Genomic DNA, 18,121 nt, shown 5'->3' on the forward strand with positions numbered 1-18,121 from the left:
GGGCGCCCTTGCTAGAGGGTGCCCGGCGACCCGAATCTGCAGCGAAGCCTTGCCCAGACGCAAAAACCGCGTCCCAGAAGGGAACGCGGCTTTGCCAGATACGCATGGCGTTTCGCTACTCGAGACCTGCGAAACTTACGGGCTCCGGTACGCGAGACCTGATCCGGAGCGCCGGGCGGTTGCGATGTCCGCCTCGCAGTCCGTTTTAAAGGCACATCGTTACCGGTGAGTTAGCGAGACCTTAAGCAAATCTAAATTTGCCGGATTTCTGTCGAAAAAAATTGCTAATAACCCTTTGCAAGCAGCTGCTTAGGTTTGATCGCCGCGCAGGAAATTTATGATGCCGGAAAAGTCGGCGCCTGCGTTGCCCTGCGCATTGAACAGAGCGTAGAGCTGCGTCGCCTCGGCGCCCAGAGGCGTCACGGCGCCGGCGCTTTGCGCGGCTTCCTGCGACAATTTCAGGTCCTTGAGCATGAGGGCGGCAGCAAAACCCGGCTTGTAGTCGCGGTTGGCGGGCGACGCCGGAACAGGGCCGGGCACCGGGCAGTAAGTGGTCAGTGACCAGCACTGGCCGGAGGAGGTGGAGGCGACGTCGAACAGCGCCTGGTGCGACAGGCCGAGTTTCTCGGCGAGCACAAAGGCTTCGGCGACGCCGATCATCGAAATGCCGAGAATCATGTTGTTGCAGATCTTGGCGGCCTGGCCGGCGCCGTCACCGCCGCAATGAACGATGCGGCCGGCCATCGGCTTCAGGATCGGCTCGGCAGAGGCGAATGCTGCATCCGACCCGCCGGCCATGAAAGTGAGCGTGCCGGCGGTGGCGCCGCCGGTGCCGCCGGACACAGGCGCGTCGATCGAAGGCAAGCCGTGCCTGGCGGCAATGGCGTGAGCCTTGCGTGCCGATTCGACATCGATGGTCGAGGAATCGATCAGCAAGGCGCCTTTCTTCGCCTTGGGCGCGATGTCCTCGTAGACCGACAACACATGCTTGCCGGCGGGAAGCATGGTGATCACCACGTCGGCGTCCTTCACCGCGGCGACGGCATTGGCCATGACGGTGACGCCATGCTCTTTTGCGATCGTGAGGTTCTCCGGCACGAGGTCGAAGCCTTGCACCGCATACCCCGCCTTTACGAGGTTGGCAGCCATTGGGTTGCCCATATTGCCAAGGCCGATGAAGGCGATCGTTGCCATCGTTGTCTCCCGAAATTTGCTGCTTCAGCGGCCGATCAGCGTTCGCGCGATGATGACGCGCATGATCTCGTTGGTGCCTTCGAGGATCTGGTGGACGCGCAGATCACGCACCAGCTTCTCGATGCCGTAATCGTGCAGATAGCCGTAGCCGCCATGCAACTGCAGCGCCTCGTTGGCGATGTCGAAGCCGATGTCGGTGACGAAGCGCTTGGCCATCGCCGACCATTTGCCGGCATCCGGCGCCTTGCGATCGAGCTTCGAGGCGGCGGCATAGAGGAAGATGCGGGCCGCCTGCAGCTCCGTCTCCATGTCGGCCAGCCTGAACTGCAGGGCCTGGAACTGGTTGATCTTCGATCCGAAGGCCTTGCGCTCGCTCGTGTAGGCGAGCGCCTTGTCGAGCGCCGACTGCGCGCCGCCCAGCGAGCAGGCGGCGATGTTGAGCCGGCCGCCGTCGAGCCCGGCCATGGCCATGCCGAAGCCCGCGCCTTCGGTGGCAAGCAGGTTCTCGGCCGGCACCTTGCAATCCTCGAAGATGACCTGGCGGGTCGACTGCATATGCCAACCCATCTTGTGCTCATTGGCGCCGAAGGAGAGGCCGGGCGCATCCTTGGGCACCACCAGGGTCGAAATGCCTTTGGGCCCGTCGCCGCCGGTGCGCGCCATGACGACATAGAGGTCGCTGTCGCCAGCGCCGGAGATGAACTGCTTGGCGCCGTTCAAGACATAGTCGCCGCCGCTCCTCACCGCTCTCGTCTTCAAGGCGGCGGCATCGGAGCCGGAGCCGGGCTCGGTCAGGCAATAGCTCGCCAGCCATTCCATGGAGGTCAGCTTCGGCAGGAAGCGCCGGCGTTGCTCGTCGCTGCCGAAGCGGTCGATCATCGACGCCGCCATATTGTGGATGGAGATGAAGGAGGAGAAGGCCGGATCGGCATGCGCCAGCGCCTCGAAGATCAGCACCGCATCCAGCCGACCGAGCGCCGAGCCGCCGACATCGTCGCGGACATAGATGCCGCCCAGGCCGAGCGGCCCGGTCTCGCGGATCACGTCGGCCGGAAAGTGCTTTGCCCGGTCCCAGTCGAGCGCGTTCGGCGCGACCCGATCGGCCGCGAAGGCCTCAGCCATCTCCTTCATGGCGCGCTGTTGCTCGGTGAGTTCGAATTGGCCAGTGCCCGCATCGACTGCCGCGTCCATGGCGTGCTCCCTGTCGTTTCAGGCCTTGTGGCCTGTCGTTTTTGGCTTTGCGCAGCGATCAATCTAGACCAATGATGCCGCCGCGCAACCCAGCCCGCCGTGGACCGGCTGTGCATGGATTGATCAACGGAGTCTTGCGTGCCGACAATTTTCGATCAGCTGCTGGACCGGTTCCACTTCTATCTCGCCGGCATCGACAGCGATCTGGTTGCGGACGCCGTCGCGCGCATCGATTGGCACACGCCCTCTCGTTCGCGCGAACCACGTGCGCTTCGTTGCCTTCGCCATCTCGATCGGATTGCGGAGCTTGCGCCGCGGGACGCCGGGCCGCTGACGCGGTTCATCGCGGACCATCGCAATGAGCTGTGCTGGGGCCAGACTTATACCGCTGCCGATTTCGGACAGCTCTTCATCGACAATTACGGCTGGCTGGAGGTGTTCGGCACGCGGGGGCATTTCGCCAATGACGAGGTCGCGGGCGGCCTGCTGATCCTCGGGCCCGACAGTGTCTACCCAGACCACCACCACACCGCCGAGGAGATCTACATTCCGCTGACCGGCAGCACCGAGTGGCGCATGGGCGGGGCCGGCTTTCGGGTTCGAGCGGCGGGCGAAATCATCCACCATGCGTCCAACGTCAATCACGCCATGCGTACCGGCAAGGAGCCACTGATGGCGCTCTATATCTGGCGAGGTGGACCGCTCGCGCAGAAATCGATCATCGGCGCGGAGGGCAGGGGCTGATGGCCAGGGCGATCATGCTGCAAGGCACCGGCTCGGATGTCGGCAAGACGGTGCTGGTGGCGGGGCTCTGCCGGGCAGCAAAAAAACGCGGACTGAAGGTCAGGCCGTTCAAGCCGCAGAACATGTCCAACAACGCCGCCGTCGCCGACATCCCCGGCAAAAACAAGACCGGCGGCGGCGAGATCGGCCGCGGGCAGTGGCTGCAGGCGCTGGCCTGCGGGGTGAGGCCGACCGTGCACATGAACCCGGTGCTGCTCAAGCCGCAAAGCGACATCGGCTCGCAAGTGGTGGTGCAGGGCAAGGTTTTTGGCGAGGCGCGGGCGCGCGACTATCAGGCAATGAAGGCCAGGCTGATGGATGCGCTGCTCGATTCCTGGGCGAAGGTCGGCGAGGACGCCGACCTCGTCATCGTCGAGGGCGCCGGCTCGCCGGCCGAGATCAACCTTAGAAGCCGCGACATCGCCAATATGGGCTTTGCCACGCGTACCAACGTCCCGGTGGTGCTTATCGGCGACATCGACCGCGGCGGCGTCATTGCTTCCGTCGCCGGCACGCATCTGATCCTGCCGGAGGAAGACCGGCGCATGATCGCCGGCTATCTCATCAACAAGTTCCGCGGCGATGTCTCGCTGTTCGACGATGGGGTCAGCGCCATCGGCAAGTTTACCGGCTGGCGCTGTTTCGGCGTCGTGCCCTGGCTGAAGTCCGCGGCAAGGCTGCCGTCCGAAGATTCGGTTGTGCTCGAGCGACTTGCCTCGGGCGAAAGGCGGGCGCTGAAGGTGGCGGTGCCCATGCTGGCGCGGATCGCCAACTTCGACGATCTCGATCCGCTCAAGGCCGAGCCGCAGGTCGAGGTGGTGTTCGTGCCGCCGGGAAAGCCGCTCCCGGAAGATGCCGGGCTGGTGGTCATTCCGGGCTCGAAATCGACCATCGGCGATCTGATAAAATTCCGCGAGAATGGCTGGGATCGCGACCTTGCCGCGCACCGCAAACGCGGCGGCCATGTCGTCGGCATCTGCGGCGGATATCAGATGCTCGGCCGCAAGGTTCGCGACCCCGATGGCATCGAAGGCAGCGTCATCGAGACGGAGGGCCTTGGCCTGCTCGACATCGAGACGGTGATGGAACCGGAAAAGACGGTGCGCAACTCGAGCGCTCATTCGGTGCAATTCGGCCTGCCGCTCGAAGGCTACGAGATCCATCTCGGCCGCACCACCGGCCCGGACGCCGCGCGGCCTTCGGCGATCATCAACGGCCTCGAGGACGGCGCGGTCTCCGCCGATGGCAAGGTTATCGGCACCTATCTGCATGGGCTGTTTGCAGCGGACGCTTTTCGCGCGGCCTACCTTGCGAGCCTCGGGGTCAAGGATGGGGGCATCGACTATCGCGCCGAGGTCGAGAAGGCGCTGGACGAGGTCGCGGCCGAGCTGGAGAAGCATCTCGACTGCGATGCGATTTTCGGGCTGGCGCGGTAGGTCCTCCCGTCGATGCGCATACGCTTGCCATTAGCGAAAGCTTCCGCCGCATCGTCATCCACGGGCGGAGCAAGGAGCGAAGCGACGCGGCGCAGACCCGAGGATCCATTCCGTGACGGTAAGGCGTTGCTACCGTGCAGAATTCTGCTCCTCTGCGCCCTTCGATCGAGGTCACGGAATGGATCCTCGGGTCTTCGCGTCCGCTTCGCTCCCGCTCCGCCCGTGGATGACGAGGTTCAGGCGTTTTCGCCAGCCGCAAATGCCGGCGCGGATAGCAACTACGCCTTCTCGCCCGCCTTCGGCCAGTAGGTGCCGAAGGACCAGACATTGCCTTCGGGGTCGAGGCAGATGAACTCGCGACTGCCATAGTCGCGGTCGACCAGTTCCTGGGTGATCCTGGCGCCGGCCTTTTTCGCCTTGGCATAGGCGGCATCGGCATCATCGACGGCGATGTAGATGGACTTGCCGCCGCCACCGCCGGGCTCGCCGACCATCTTGCCGTAGTCGTCGTCGCGCGCGGTGCCCAGCATGATCATCGAGGACCCAAAGGTCAGTTCCGCGTGGTGAACGATGTCGCCATCGCCATAACGGGCGCGCAGTTCGAAGCCGAAGGCCTCGCTGAGCCAGTCGATCATCCTAGCGGCGTTCCTGTATCGCAGGGCTGGATAGAGACGGGGTGCTTCGTTTGCTGCTGGCATGACAATATCCCTGTGCCGGTTGAATGAATGCCAGTCTGTGCGAAGGCGGTTTCCACGTCTTGAAGAAATATTACCTCGCCTGAGGCTTAGATCCGCGCGGCGAGCCCGGACGGCGTTTCGCCGGCAAGCTGACGGAATTCGCGCACCAGATGCGCCTGGTCGGCGTAGCCGCAATCGGCGGCAATGCCGGCCCAGTTGTCGTCCTGCCGCTTCGACAGCGACAGCGCGCGATTGAAGCGCACGATGCGTGACAATGTCTTCGGGCCGATGCCGGTCGCGTCGGCGAATTTCGCCGCCAGATGCTTGCGGCTCCAGCCGATCTCGCTGGCGAGCGCCGAAATGCGGGTGCGGCCGCCCGATGCGATGACCGTCCGGTAGGCCCAGGCGATTTCGGGCGAAAGCGCATGCGCGTCCGCGAGGCGGCCTGCGATGAAACCCTCGGCAATGTCGAAGCGCTTGTCCCAATCCGACGCTTCGCCGAGCTGTTCGCGCAGCGCGATGCCATGAAAGCCTATCGCATCGTCCAACCCGACCATGCGGTCGCGCAACTCACTCATCGGCAGGCCGAAGAATTGCCTGGCGCCGAGCGGCGTGAAATTGACCTGGACACAGCAGGCGGCGCCGAAGGATTCGATCTTGACCGGGCCGGCATAGAGACCGGCGGCGAAGCTGGCGCGGCAATCGTTGTCGCCCGGGCTGCGGCCGAGCCCGATGGCGAAGGCTCCGGCGAAGCTGATCACCAGGGGTACGGTCAGCGAGGCATATTCGACCATGCGGAAATGGCCGGGCAATATTTCCCGATAGCCGCAGATATCCGTGACGATGCCTGCGAGCGGGGCGGCGGGTTTGCGCCGCACCATCTCGGAATGGAGGGCGGGAGAGCGAGTATCCTCCCGATGGCGCTCCGTCTCGTCGGACATGCCGCGAGCCTAGCAGAACACGCTCGCAAAAATCAAAAGCGCCCGGCAGGGCCGGGCGCTCCGAGTTGCTCCACACTTTTCCTGGATTGCTTTAGGCGCCGCGCATCAGGCAGCCGCCGGCGAGCACGACATAGGCGATGAGCATGATCCACACCGACGCGAGAGGAATGAACGCAAGAACGCCGAGAGCGGCGAGAAGGCCGATGGCGGCGATGACCAACGAAATAATGAACACGATCTGCGTGGGCGCACTAAGATTCATGTCTGGTCCCTCCAACATGATTCGCAACACCCGAATTCTACCAGCAGGACAGTCACACACCAATGAGTTGGCGTAGGGGATTGGCCGGGTCGGCAAGCAGCTTCACCGCCAGCGCTACACACGCGATCACCAGCAGCGGCTTGATCAGTCTTGCGCCGATTTTGATGGCGAGGCCTGCGCCGAGGCGGGCGCCCAGAAACTGGGCGACACCCATCATCAGACCGATCTTCCAGTCGATGACGCCGACGGCGGCGAAGACGACGAAGCCGCCGATGTTGGAGGCGAAATTGAGCAGCTTGGTGTGCGCGGTCGCTTTGAGCAGACCATAGCCGGCAAGGCTGACGAAGGCGAGCATAAGGAACGAGCCCGTGCCTGGGCCGAACAGACCGTCGTACAAGCCGATGGCAGGCACAATCGTTAGGCCGAAGAGGAGCGGCGACAGACGTTCTGCGCGGTCAACGTCGTTCATGTTGGGTTTGAACGCGAAGTAGAGAGCGATCGCGATCAGGAGAATCGGCAAAAGGGCACGCAGGAAGTCGCCGGGCACGATCGTCGCCAGCAGGGCGCCGATGGCGGCGCCAACAAGGGCCAGCAGCGCGGAAGGCAATTGTCGGCGCAGATCGACCTGGCCGTTCGCGGCATAGTGGATCGTGGCCGAGCCGGACCCGAACATGCCCTGCAGCTTGTTGGTGCCGAGCGCTGCCACCGGAGAGAAGCCCGCCAGAAGCAGCGCCGGGATGGTGATCAGGCCGCCGCCGCCGGCGATCGAATCGACGAAGCCCGCCGCGAAGGCGGCAGCGGTGAGCATGAAGACAGTCTGCAAGGTAAGGTCGATCATCGGGCTGTGGGTCAAGGTGGGGGACGGCTGCTTCCATCATGCTTAGACAGTTTGCGCAAGACCGATTCCACGCTAACAATTTCAACGGAATCGCAAGGGGAGGCTTACGGCGATGGCGCTGCTCGACCAGATACGCTCGATCTTCGACGGCGACCCGGGCGTGCGCAAGGTAGCGGACGATCCGGTGCTGTCGGCCGAGCTTCTGATGCTGTTCCGGATGATCCTGGCCGACGGCGCGGTGTCGGAGAGCGAGATGGTCGCCTTCCGGCACATCTGCAAGGAAGCCTTCGGCATTCCCGAAGCCTCGATCGACAGCGTCGTCGAATATCTCAACGACTACGGCTACGAGACCAACGGCTCACAAGCGATCGCGCTGTTCCGCGACCTCGATGTCGAGCGGCGAAAGCTGCTTGCGCGCCACATGGCCGAGATCGCGAAGGCGGATTCCAAGCTTGCCGAGAGCGAGGTGAAGCTGCTGCGTCGCACGCTCGACTTGCTCGACATCAGCCCGGTGGATTTGGTCAAACCGGAGGGCTGAGCGCGGGCTCGCCGCTTACCCTTGTTCCTGCATGCGTCGCGCGATCGCACGGTGAAGGTCCGGCGCCGCCGCCACCAGCGCCTGCGCGGCTTCCGAGCGCGGGCTGTCGAGCACATCGGCCGTCCTGCCGCGCTCGACTATCTTGCCCTCATGCATGACCAGCACTTCGTCCGACATGGCACGGGCAACCGTCAGGTCATGGGTGATGAACAGATAGGCGATGCCGAGCTTCTGGTTAAGCTCGGCGAAGAGGTCGAGGATCTGGGCGCGGATCGACACATCCAGCGCCGAGACCGGCTCGTCGGCGACGACCAGTTTCGGGCGGGTGATGATGGCGCGGGCGATCGACAGGCGCTGGCGCTGGCCGCCCGAGAATTCATGCGGGTATTTGTCCATGTCGCGCGGGCCGAGTCCGACCTCATGCAGCGCATTCGCGACCATCTCGCGCCGCTCGGCTTTCAACGGCTGGGTCTCCAGGAGATGCAACGGCTCGGCGACCAGCTTCTCGACCTTCTGGCGTGGATCGAAGGAGCCGTAAGGGTCCTGGAAGACCACCTGCATGTCGCGCCTGGCCGGCTTCAGCTCGGCCTCTGATTTGCCGGTGATGGTCTGGCCGCGAAAGCGGATTGAGCCCGCCGTCGACTTGTCCAATGCCAGGATCATGCGGGCGAGCGTGGATTTGCCGCAGCCGGAACAGCCAACGAGGGCTACCGACTGGGCCGGCTCGATGGTTAGCGATACATCGTTGACGGCGCGGATCGGCTCTGCCGCCCGGAACAGTGATTTGCGCCGACCCGGATAGTCGCGGCTCAGGCCTTCGACTTCGAGCAGCGGCTTTGCCGAACCGGCAAGGTGTTTTTTGGGCCGCGCCGGCACATGCATGGAAGCCAGCGCCAGCTCGCGCGTGTAGGGGTGGTGTTGTGCCGACAGCGTGCGCGCGGTGTCGCCGGCTTCCATCACTTCGCCACCGCGCAGGATGGTCAGGCGGTCGGCCATCTCGGTCACTACCGCAAGGTCGTGCGAGATGAGCAGCAGGCCCATGCGGTTTTCGCTGACCAGATCGCGCAGCAGGTCGAGGATCTGCGCCTGCAGCACCACATCGAGCGCCGTGGTCGGCTCGTCGGCAATCAGCAATTTTGGCTTCAGCGCGCAGGCGATGGCGATGACGACGCGCTGGCGCTGCCCGCCGGAGAGCTCATGCGGGTAGCGCGACAGTGGGAACTTGGCTTCCGGCAGGCCGACACGGTCGAGCATTTTTCGCGCGCGATCCTCGGCCTCGGCGCGGCCCGCCCTGGTGTGCCAGCGAATGCCCTCGGCCACCTGCTCGCCGATGGTCTTGACTGGATTGAGCGCCGTCATCGGCTCCTGGAAAACCATGCCGATGTCGTCGCCGCGCAGCGCGCACATCTGGTCCTCGCTCGCTGCAAGGAGGTCGATGCCGTCGAAAGTGACGCGTCCGCTGGTTTGAGCTAGATGCGGCAGCAGGCTCATGATCGTCAGCGCCGTCATCGATTTCCCGGAACCGGATTCGCCGACCAGGCCGACCACCTCGCCAGGCGCAATCGCAAGCTCGACCTGCTTCAGGATCCGCGTTCCGCCGATGACAAGCGACAGGTTCTCGATCTGGAGCAGGCTCATCGCCGCCGCCGCGATTTCGGATCGAGGATGTCGGCGATGCCGTCGCCGAGCAGGTTGAGCCCAAGCACGGTCACGATGATCGCCATGCCGGGAAAGATTGCCATCCACGGCGCCGTCACCATCCGCGTCTGCGCGTCGAACAGCATGCGGCCCCAGCTCGGCATTGGCGGCTGCGCGCCCAGGCCCACATAGGAAAGCCCCGCTTCGGCGAGGATGCCCAGCGCAAACTGGATCGTGCCCTGTACCAGCAGCAGCGTCGCGATGTTGGGCAGGATGTGCTCGACAGAAATCTGCGTCATGCCCTTGCCGGCAGCGCGCGCGGCGAGGATGAATTCGCGCGGCCAGATCGCCAAGGCGCCGGCGCGGGCGACGCGCGCGAAGACCGGGATGTTGAAGATGCCAATGGCGATGATGGCGTTGACGGCGCCCGGCCCGAAGATGGCGGTGATCATGATCGCCGACAGTAGTGCCGGGAAGGCGAAGACGAGATCGTTGATGCGCATCAGCGCCTCGTCGGCAAGGCCGCCCCGCGCCGCCGCGAAGGCGCCGAGCGGCACGCCGATGCCCATGCCGATGCCGACCGCCACCAGCGCTACCGCGATCGAGTTGCGTGCGCCGACCATGATCATCGAAAGGATGTCGCGACCGAAATGGTCGGTGCCGAACCAATGCGTCCACGAGGGCGCCTGCGTCTTGTCTGCGATGACCAGCTTGGTGACGTCGTAGGGCGTCCATACAAAGGAGAGCAGCGCAATCGCGGCCACCAGCAGCGTGATGGCGAAGCCGATCAGAAAAGAGCGGTTGCCGAAGGCTTTGGCCAGAACCCCGGCAAGCGTTTCCTCGGGCAGGTCGACGCGCATTATCATTGCCGGCCCCTGAGCCGCGGATCGACAACGGCGTAGGAGAAGTCGACCAGCAGATTGACGGCGATCACGGCGGCGACCAGCAGCATGACGACGCTCTCGACGACGATCAGGTCGCGCTGGGTGATGGCTTGGAAAACCAGCCGTCCAAGCCCCGGCAGATAGAAGACATTCTCGATGATGATGGTGCCGGCAAGCAGGAACGCGAATTGCAGGCCGAGAATAGTGAGCACCGGGATCATGGCGTTGCGCAGCGCGTGGCGCCAGAGCACGGCGCGGTAGGGCAGGCCTTTGGCGCGGGCGGTGCGGATATAGTCTTCGTTGAGCACCTCGATCAGCGCCGAGCGGGCGACGCGCGCCAGGATCGCCGCCTGCGGCAGCGCCAGCGCGATGGCCGGTAGCAGCAGCGATTTCACGGCCGGCCAGATCCCGGCGTCCCAGCCAGGAAATCCACCCGCCGGCACCAGCCGCAGCCATACGGCGAAGAGATAAATCAGCATCAGCGCGAACCAGAAATTCGGCACGGCAACGCCGAGTTGGGCAGCGCCCATGGCGAATGTGTCGCCGGCCCGGCCCTGGCGGCCGGCGGAAAACACCCCGACCGGAATGGCTATGACGGTCGACAGCGCCAGCGCGATTAGCGCCAGCGGCAGGGAAACGACGACGCGCTCACCCACGAGGTCGATGACGGGAACCGAATAGGTGTAGGAGCGACCGAAATCGAGGCTGAGCAACCCGCCCGCCCAGTGCAGGTAGCGCAGGACAAGCGGCGCGTTCAGGCCCATCTGGTTGCGCAACAGCTCGACCTGGTCGGCGCTGGCGTTGAAGCCCAGCATCAGGCGCGCCGGGTCGCCAGGCAGGATTTCCATCACCGCAAACACCACCATCGAGGCCAGCACCAGCGTGATGGTCGCGATGATGAGGCGCTTGAGGAGATAGGTGGCCATGGGAGGCGATCAGGCGACCGCGCCGGCGTCAATCCGTCCACTTCACCTTGGTAAGGTCATTGGCCTGAATCGGTGCATTCTCCCACAGGCCCTGCAGCTTCGCGTCCCAGACCCCGACCTTCGGCAACTCGTAAAGGAAGCCGACCACGGCGTCGTCGGCGAGGATCTTCTGCGCCTCTGCTAGCAGCTCCTTCCGCTTCGCCTCGTCCGAGGTCAGGTTGAGCTTGGCGATGATGGCATCGAAGGCCGGGTTGTCGTAGTTGAAGTAATAGTCCTTGCGCGAATAGATATCGATGTCGTTCGGCTCGGTGTGGGAGACGATGGTGAGGTCGTAGTCCTTCTTGGTGAAGACCTGATCCAGCCATTGCGCCCATTCGACGGGGATGATCTCCAGATCGATGCCGACATCGCGCAGCTCGGACGCGATGATCTCGCCGCCAAGCCGCGCATAGGACGGCGGCGGCAGCTTCAGCGTCGCCTTGAAGCCTTTTTCTAGGCCGGCTTCCTTCAGCAGTTCCTTGGCCTTGTCGACATTGTGCGGATAGAGGCCGGTGAGGTCGACATAGTCTTTGTTGGCGGGCGACATATGCGAGCCGATCGGCACTCCCAGGCCCGCCGAGGCGCCGTCAATGATCGCCTTGCGGTCGAGCGCGAAGGAGATGGCCTGGCGCACCTGGAGCTTGTCGAAGGGCGGCTTCTTGTTGTTGATCGAAAGAATCGTCTCGCCTTCGGTGGAGCCGATCACCACTTTGAAACGCGGATCGTCCTTGACCTGAGAGACGCTGTCGGGATCGAAGAAGGGGAAGGCCTGGATGTCGCCCGAAAGCAGCGCCGGCACGGCGGCGGCGGCGTCGGGTACGATGCGGAACTCGACCTTGTCGAGCGCAACCGGGGCACCCCAGTAATTATCCGACTTCACAAGCGTGATCGACGAGCCCTTGGCCCAGTTCTGGAACTTGAAGGGGCCGGTGCCGACCGGCTTTTCCTTGTTGGTGTCGGCCGATTTCGGCGACACCATCACCGCGTCGCCCCAGCCCATATTGTACAGGAAGGAGCCTTGCGGGTTTTTCAGCGTGACCTTTACCGTCGCCGGATCGACGACATCGACCTTGTCGATCTGCGCGAACAGCCCCTTTTGGGCGTTGACCGAATTGTCGGCCCGGGCACGGTCGAGAGAGAATTTCACGTCGTCGGCGCTGAAATCGCTGCCGTCGTGGAATTTCACGCCGGTGTGCAGCTTGAAAGTGTAGATCTTGCCGTCATCCGAGATGGTCCAGCTTTCGGCAAGGTCGGGGATCACCTCGCCGTTCGGACCGATGCGGGTGAGACCTTCGAAGACATTGGCGTAGAGCACCTCGTCGATGGCGGCGGCGGCGCCCGCGGTCGGATCGAGATGCGGGGGTTCGAGCGGAATGCCGATGACGAGGTCGGTACGGGCCGAAAATGCCGACGTGGCGGCCGCGAAAGTAAGCACAGCGGCGGCCAAAATGGTCTTCCACAATCTCATTGCCGAACTCCCATGCGGTCAAACGGACAAGCCCAGCGGATAGAAGCGTGATTTGGCCTGTGAGTAAATTGCGTTTCGTGCTGCCGGGTGGCGCCAAGCGAAATGTTTTTCCCGATCAGCCGGTCGTACCGCGCAGCAGCACGTCGAGGCCGATCGCCATCACCTTGGCCGCGTCCACCATGTCGGCGATGCCCACCCATTCGTCCGGCCGATGCGCGAGATCGAGGATGCCGGGGCCATAAGCGATGCAGTCGTAGATCTGGCCAATGCGGGCAACATGCTTCTGGTCGTAGGTACCGGGCGAAATGACGTATTCCGGCTCGCGGTCGAAGATTTCCATGATGCCCTTGGCGACGGCTTTCACCACCGGCGCGTCGCGCTCGGTCATCAGCGGCAGCACCTCCATCAGGTCGCGGATCTCGTAGTCGAACTTTTCTCGCTCGCGCTTCAGCCGGTCGAGGATGCCGGTGACTTCACCCTTGACGGTGGCGAGGTCTTCCTCGAGCAGGAAGCGGCGGTCGATGGTCAGCCGGCAGGAATCCGGCACGTTGGGCGAGGGCAGTCCCGGCCGGAAATCCTCGGTCTGGCCGCCATGGACGGAATTGATGTTCATGGTCGAGCGCCGGGCGCCCTCGGGCACCACCGGCATGCGCGTCACCTTGCCGTCGAGCGCCGGGAAAAGCTCGTCCTCGAAGGCCTGCACGACGGCACCCATATGGCGCACCGCGTTGTCGCCGAGGAACGGCATCGAGCCATGCGCGATCTCGCCCTTGGTCTCGATCTCGGCCCACCAGACCCCGCGATGGCCAAGGCAGATGCGGTCCTTGTTCAGCGGCTCGGGGATGATGACGTGGTCGACCTTCGGCTTCGAGAAATAGCCGAGCTTCGCCAGATGGGCGACGCCGCCGAACCCGCCGGATTCCTCGTCGACCGTGCCGGATATCTCTATGGTGCCGGGAAAGTCGGGATAGACCTCCATGAAGGCTTCGGCGGCAATGACAGAAGCCGCCAGCCCGCCTTTCATGTCGCAGGCGCCGCGGCCGTAGACCTTACCTTCCTTCACCAGGCCGGCGAAAGGATCGACGGTCCAGCCTTCGCCGGCCTCGACCACGTCGATATGCGAGTTGAAATGGACGCAGGCACCGGGCGAGCGGCCGTCGAAGCGGGCGACGACATTGACGCGCGGGTAGCGGTCGGTGTCGCCGGGCGTGCCTTCTGCGCGAATGAATTCGGTTTCGAAGCCGAGCTTCTTGAGGCGTGCGCCAAGATACTCGGCACATGGCCGGTAGGCCTCGCCGGGCGGATTGACGGTCGGAAAGCGGATGAGCTCGGCGGTCAGCGCGATCAGGTCGTCGACCCGGTCATCGACGGCCCGGAGGAGTCGTTCATTCATCCTGCTGATTGAAGAAGCAACGCGGCGCTTTTGCAAGCTGCCTTTCGCGGTTGCCGGACAATGATTGAGGGCAGGCTCGCGCTTAAACCGTTGAGAGTGGGCAGCGGCCCAGCAACTATGACGGGAAATCATTCAAATTCGCGAAATCGAATTGGCGAATTTGTCAAGGAGTGTGTGGTACTTAACGCACCTGCCGGCGAAAATGATGGAAAAGAGACCACGTGATGGCAGGGGGCAATCGAAGGGGTTCATCGCATGAAAAAATCCAGCCTCATGGCGGCCGTGCTGGCAACCACGTTGCTCGGCACGTCGATCGCAAGCCGGGCGGCTTCGCTGGTCGCCAATATCGACGTCTCGACGCAGACGATGACCGTCAGCAGATACGGCCAGGTGCTGTATCGCTGGAATGTATCGACGGCCCGAAGGGGCTACTTCACACCGCGCGGCAGCTACCGGCCGCAATGGACCGCGCGGATGTGGTACTCGCGCAAGTATGACAATTCGCCGATGCCGTATTCGGTGTTCTTCCGCGGCGGCTACGCCATTCACGGCACCGGCGCCGTGAAATATCTCGGGCGTCCGGCCTCGCATGGCTGCGTGCGCCTGCATACGGCCAATGCCGCGACTTTCTATTCGATGGTGAAGGAAGCCGGCTACGGCAACACGCGAATCGTCGTCACCGATTGAAACGGGCCGGAGAGGGCTGCCTAGGCCGCAGGCAGCATTTGATGGCTGCGCCTGCTCGGAGCGTTGCAGCAATGCCGCACATGCTTCAAAAACAAGCAGCTTATACTAGCGTGAGCATCGCCGGAGCTGGTTTGCATGACGGCGCAGTGGTAAGTACGAAGCGTTGTTCTGGCTGCTTGGGGACTTTAATGTATCGATTTCTATTGAGCGCTGCGATCGCGGCAACCGCAACCTCGGCTTTTGCTGCCGATGCACCCGTTCTTCTGGACCAGGAACTCGCGCAGCCGCATATGTCAGGTTATGGCGAAATCTATCTCGGAGGTCTCTATTTCGCGACCCCTGGGGACGACTCGGATGGCACGACTGCCGGCGGCGCTGTTCGGGTGAATTTCCCGATCGACGCCCGCTGGAACATCCAGACTGACGGGGTGATCGATTCGCTTTGGGTCGAAGGCACGAACATCTACAGCTACGGCGGTGCGATCCACGGTTACTGGCGCGATCCGAGCTCATATGCGCTGGGTGGATTTGCGACGATAAACGGATTTGGCGGCGATAACGGCATCGGTGACTTAGACCTTTATACCTTCACTGTCGGTCCAGAGGCTCAGGCCTATTTCGGCAACGTGACGATCTACGGGCAGGCCTACTACGGGCAGTTGCGGGCCAGCGGCGAGTCCGAACATTTCGACAATTGGGGCGGCCGGGGTGTCGTGCGGTATTTCGCGCAAGACAATCTCCGCTTCGACGGTGAACTCGGCTTCTCGCGGCTGTCCGGTTTTGGCGGACATTTCGATACGGTAACGGCGGCCTTGCAGGCTACTTATCGGTTCTCAGGGACCCCTTGGTCGGTATTTGGCCGCTATCAGCTGGATCACCTAACCTTCTCGGAAGCTTCAGGCACCGTGAACATCCACAAATACGTGGTCGGCCTGCGGGCAAGCTTCGGCTCGGACACACTGCTTTCCGAGGATCGCAACGGTGCCACGATGGATACGTTCCGGCCGAACTTCACCATCCCCGCTCCGCTTTGAGACAGCTGAACCTGGAGCCGCGTGGACTTGGTCCTCGCGGCTTTGCGTTGCGCATTGGACGCAACACGCCTAGCAGCAGGCTATTTCAAAGCGGTTCCGCGTTTGATCCAGACGAAAGCGATCTGAACGTTCTCGGCCGCTTTAGCTGACCTTGGCCTGCTAACGCCGCTTACGTCGGCGGCCGCTCATCTCCCAGCGCTTGTGGAACCACATCCACTGTCCGGGATCCTCGCGCACCCAGCGCTCGACGATGTCGGCAAGCAGCTGCGTGGTCGCGTGAACATCGACGCTGCCGGTTTCGGTGCGCGGCAAACCGAGCTTGTCTTCGATTTCCAATCGGAAACGGTTTCCCGGCAGCCTGACGCAGCGCGCCGGATAGACATCGCAATCATAGTGGCGGGCGAGCATGCCCAGCACCGGATTGCTCTGGCAGGGGCGGCCAAAGAAGGTCGTCTCGACGCCGTTCGTGAATTTCTGATCGACCAGCACGCCGATATTGCCGCCGTTTTCCAGGATGGCGGCGAGGGCAAACGATGCGCCGGTCGAGGACGGCAGCAGGCCTCCCATGCTCGAGCGGCGTGTCGAGTGGATGTAGTCGGCAAGGTAGGGATTGTTGGGCGGGCGGAACAGCGCCGTGATGTTCATGCCGAAGGTGGCGGCGGCGACCGGCAAAAGCTCGAAATTGCCGAGATGGCCGGTGAACAGGATATGCGGCTTCTTTTCGCCTGCGATTTCGACGAAATGCTCGATGCCGCTGACCTCGACCCGGCCCGGCTTGGCGGCATTCGGGTCAAAATCGAAGAGGGCATCGAGGAAGATGTATTCGGCGGCAAGCCGGGCCATGTTGCCCCACATGTCGGACGCGATGGCCTCGATTTCGGCATCGCTCTTTTGCGGATAGGCAAGGCGCAGATTGTTGACGGCCACCCGGTGCCGTCCGACCATCGGCCCGATGCGGCGGGCGACGCGGTCGGCGAAGTTGAGCGCGCTGTCAGGCGGCAAAAGGCGCAGCAGGCCGATGACCGCCATGGCAAGCCGCGCCACCAGCCAGTGCTCCATTTGGCGTAGCCGCCGGCCATAGCGGAACATGAAGTCCCGGCGGGCTTTCTTGAGCACCTTGCCGACCATCTTGTCTTAGGAAACGCGAAGAATGATCTTGCCGAAGACGTCGCGGCCTTCCATGCGCTTCAGCGCGGCGTCGATGTCGTCGAAGCCGACTTCGGTGTCGATCACGGGCGCGACGAGACCGGCCGCCATTTTCTGCATGGCATCGGCCATGTTCTTCATGCGGCAGCCGAAGGAGCCGAGCAGCTTCAGCTGTTGCTGGAAAAGCTGCATCAGGTTGACCTGCGTCGAGACGCCGGAGGTCGAGCCGCAGGTGACGAGGCGGCCGCCGCGCCTCAGGCATAGCATCGAACCTGCAAAAGTGTCGGCGCCGACATGTTCGAACACGACATCGACGCCCTTTTTCTTCGTCAGCTTGCGCACCACGCCTTCGAAGCGATCCTCGCGATAGTTGATGACATGGTCGGCGCCAAGCGCCTTCGCCTTGTCGATCTTGTCGTTCGAGCCGACCGTAGTGATGACCGTGCAGCCCATGCGCTTCGCCAATTGGATGGCTGCGGTGCCGATGCCGGAGCCGCCGGCATGGACGAGGATGGTTTCACCGGGCTCCAGTTTCGCGTTGTCGAACAGCATATGCTCGACCGTGCCGAAGGTGACGGGTGCGACGGCAGCGCCGATCTCTGAGACACCGGGCGGCGCAGGCACCAGGAGACGGGCAGGCAGGTTGATCTTTTCCTGCGCGAAGCCGTCGAGATGAAAACCGTGGACGCCGGAGACGTGCTCGCAAAGATTGTCGCGGCCCTCGCGGCAGGCACGGCAGAGCCCGCAGGTTCGCGCGCCGTAGATCGACACCAGTTGCCCCGGCAGGAGGGTGGAGACGCCTGGCCCGACAGCCTCGACCTCGCCCGAGGCTTCGGCGCCGACGACCAGCGGCAGCTTGCGCTTGGCGAAGGCCATGCCGCGCCAGCCCCAGACGTCGATATGGTTGAGCGCCACCGCCTTGATGCGGAGCGTCACTTCACCTTGCGAAGGCGGCGGGGGAGGCGGAAGGTCCACCGTTTCAAGGCGGCGGTCCTCAATAAGTTGCAATGCGCGCATTTGGCCTGTCGGTACTTTGGAAGCGGGAA

Annotated in this window: 18 protein-coding genes; 5 read left to right on the top strand and 13 right to left on the bottom strand. The window is 63.5% G+C overall.

Annotation, left to right across the window (positions count from 1 at the left end):
• Positions 1 to 309: 309 nt before the first annotated feature.
• Complete coding sequence (gene mmsB, locus P9217_RS19105; RefSeq protein ID WP_095778484.1) at positions 310 to 1,194, bottom strand: 3-hydroxyisobutyrate dehydrogenase; 885 nt, start codon at positions 1,192 to 1,194, stop codon at positions 310 to 312.
• A 24-nt stretch (positions 1,195 to 1,218) separates the two neighbouring features.
• On the bottom strand, positions 1,219 to 2,385 hold the full coding sequence (locus P9217_RS19110) for an isobutyryl-CoA dehydrogenase (RefSeq protein WP_278052996.1): 1,167 nt from the start codon (positions 2,383 to 2,385) through the stop codon (positions 1,219 to 1,221).
• 138 nt (positions 2,386 to 2,523) lie between these two features.
• Here P9217_RS19110 and P9217_RS19115 point away from each other — a divergent pair, with 138 nt between their 5' ends.
• Positions 2,524 to 3,129: a dimethylsulfonioproprionate lyase family protein gene (locus tag P9217_RS19115; protein WP_278087688.1), complete on the top strand. Its 606-nt coding sequence runs from the start codon at positions 2,524 to 2,526 to the stop codon at positions 3,127 to 3,129.
• Complete coding sequence (locus tag P9217_RS19120) at positions 3,129 to 4,604, top strand: cobyric acid synthase (RefSeq protein WP_278087687.1); 1,476 nt, start codon at positions 3,129 to 3,131, stop codon at positions 4,602 to 4,604. Before P9217_RS19115 ends, P9217_RS19120 begins: the two co-directional genes overlap by 1 nt.
• Before the next feature lie 278 nt (positions 4,605 to 4,882).
• Here the strand turns inward: P9217_RS19120 and P9217_RS19125 are convergent, their stop codons facing one another.
• The 4 genes from P9217_RS19125 to P9217_RS19140 all read right to left on the bottom strand — a co-directional run bounded on the left by P9217_RS19125 (position 4,883) and on the right by P9217_RS19140 (position 7,322).
• Entirely contained in the window at positions 4,883 to 5,302 is a 420-nt protein-coding gene (locus P9217_RS19125; protein ID WP_127325721.1) for a VOC family protein, read from the bottom strand.
• A gap of 86 nt (positions 5,303 to 5,388) precedes the next feature.
• Positions 5,389 to 6,222 carry a helix-turn-helix transcriptional regulator gene (locus tag P9217_RS19130; RefSeq protein WP_278087686.1) on the bottom strand — a complete coding sequence of 278 codons (834 nt, stop codon included), beginning with the start codon at positions 6,220 to 6,222 and terminating at the stop codon, positions 5,389 to 5,391.
• A 91-nt stretch (positions 6,223 to 6,313) separates the two neighbouring features.
• The gene (locus tag P9217_RS19135) at positions 6,314 to 6,484 is read right to left on the bottom strand and encodes a hypothetical protein (protein WP_127325719.1); all 171 of its coding nucleotides are present in this window, start codon (positions 6,482 to 6,484) and stop codon (positions 6,314 to 6,316) included.
• 52 nt (positions 6,485 to 6,536) lie between these two features.
• Complete coding sequence (locus P9217_RS19140) at positions 6,537 to 7,322, bottom strand: TSUP family transporter (RefSeq protein ID WP_278087685.1); 786 nt, start codon at positions 7,320 to 7,322, stop codon at positions 6,537 to 6,539.
• A 112-nt stretch (positions 7,323 to 7,434) separates the two neighbouring features.
• Here P9217_RS19140 and P9217_RS19145 point away from each other — a divergent pair, with 112 nt between their 5' ends.
• Positions 7,435 to 7,860, top strand: a complete 426-nt coding sequence (locus tag P9217_RS19145) for a TerB family tellurite resistance protein (RefSeq protein ID WP_066999766.1) — start codon at positions 7,435 to 7,437, stop codon at positions 7,858 to 7,860.
• 15 nt (positions 7,861 to 7,875) lie between these two features.
• Here P9217_RS19145 and P9217_RS19150 read toward each other — a convergent pair whose 3' ends face one another.
• From P9217_RS19150 to P9217_RS19170, 5 genes are all read right to left on the bottom strand, one after another.
• Positions 7,876 to 9,498 carry a dipeptide ABC transporter ATP-binding protein gene (locus tag P9217_RS19150; RefSeq protein ID WP_278087684.1) on the bottom strand — a complete coding sequence of 541 codons (1,623 nt, stop codon included), beginning with the start codon at positions 9,496 to 9,498 and terminating at the stop codon, positions 7,876 to 7,878.
• Positions 9,495 to 10,364, bottom strand: a complete 870-nt coding sequence (locus tag P9217_RS19155; RefSeq protein WP_067329386.1) for an ABC transporter permease — start codon at positions 10,362 to 10,364, stop codon at positions 9,495 to 9,497. Before P9217_RS19155 ends, P9217_RS19150 begins: the two co-directional genes overlap by 4 nt.
• Positions 10,361 to 11,308, bottom strand: coding sequence for an ABC transporter permease (locus P9217_RS19160; protein ID WP_067329389.1), 948 nt, complete (start codon positions 11,306 to 11,308; stop codon positions 10,361 to 10,363). The genes P9217_RS19155 and P9217_RS19160 overlap by 4 nt, the downstream gene beginning before the upstream one ends.
• A gap of 28 nt (positions 11,309 to 11,336) precedes the next feature.
• Positions 11,337 to 12,815 carry an ABC transporter substrate-binding protein gene (locus tag P9217_RS19165; protein ID WP_095801922.1) on the bottom strand — a complete coding sequence of 493 codons (1,479 nt, stop codon included), beginning with the start codon at positions 12,813 to 12,815 and terminating at the stop codon, positions 11,337 to 11,339.
• A 115-nt stretch (positions 12,816 to 12,930) separates the two neighbouring features.
• Entirely contained in the window at positions 12,931 to 14,208 is a 1,278-nt protein-coding gene (locus P9217_RS19170) for an acetylornithine deacetylase/succinyl-diaminopimelate desuccinylase family protein (protein ID WP_278087683.1), read from the bottom strand.
• A 255-nt stretch (positions 14,209 to 14,463) separates the two neighbouring features.
• Between P9217_RS19170 and P9217_RS19175 the strand changes: the two genes are divergently transcribed.
• Positions 14,464 to 14,895 (top strand): L,D-transpeptidase, encoded by a 432-nt coding sequence (locus P9217_RS19175; protein ID WP_066999783.1) that lies wholly within the window; start codon positions 14,464 to 14,466, stop codon positions 14,893 to 14,895.
• 188 nt (positions 14,896 to 15,083) lie between these two features.
• Entirely contained in the window at positions 15,084 to 15,929 is an 846-nt protein-coding gene (locus tag P9217_RS19180) for a hypothetical protein (RefSeq protein WP_278087682.1), read from the top strand.
• 159 nt (positions 15,930 to 16,088) lie between these two features.
• Here P9217_RS19180 and P9217_RS19185 read toward each other — a convergent pair whose 3' ends face one another.
• Positions 16,089 to 17,057: a lipid A biosynthesis lauroyl acyltransferase gene (locus P9217_RS19185; RefSeq protein ID WP_127325454.1), complete on the bottom strand. Its 969-nt coding sequence runs from the start codon at positions 17,055 to 17,057 to the stop codon at positions 16,089 to 16,091.
• Between the two features lie 6 nt (positions 17,058 to 17,063).
• Entirely contained in the window at positions 17,064 to 18,092 is a 1,029-nt protein-coding gene (locus P9217_RS19190) for a zinc-binding dehydrogenase (protein WP_067329404.1), read from the bottom strand.
• Positions 18,093 to 18,121 lie beyond the last annotated feature (29 nt).

This window comes from Mesorhizobium sp. WSM4989, from assembly GCF_029625795.1.
GTDB lineage: Bacteria > Pseudomonadota > Alphaproteobacteria > Rhizobiales > Rhizobiaceae > Mesorhizobium.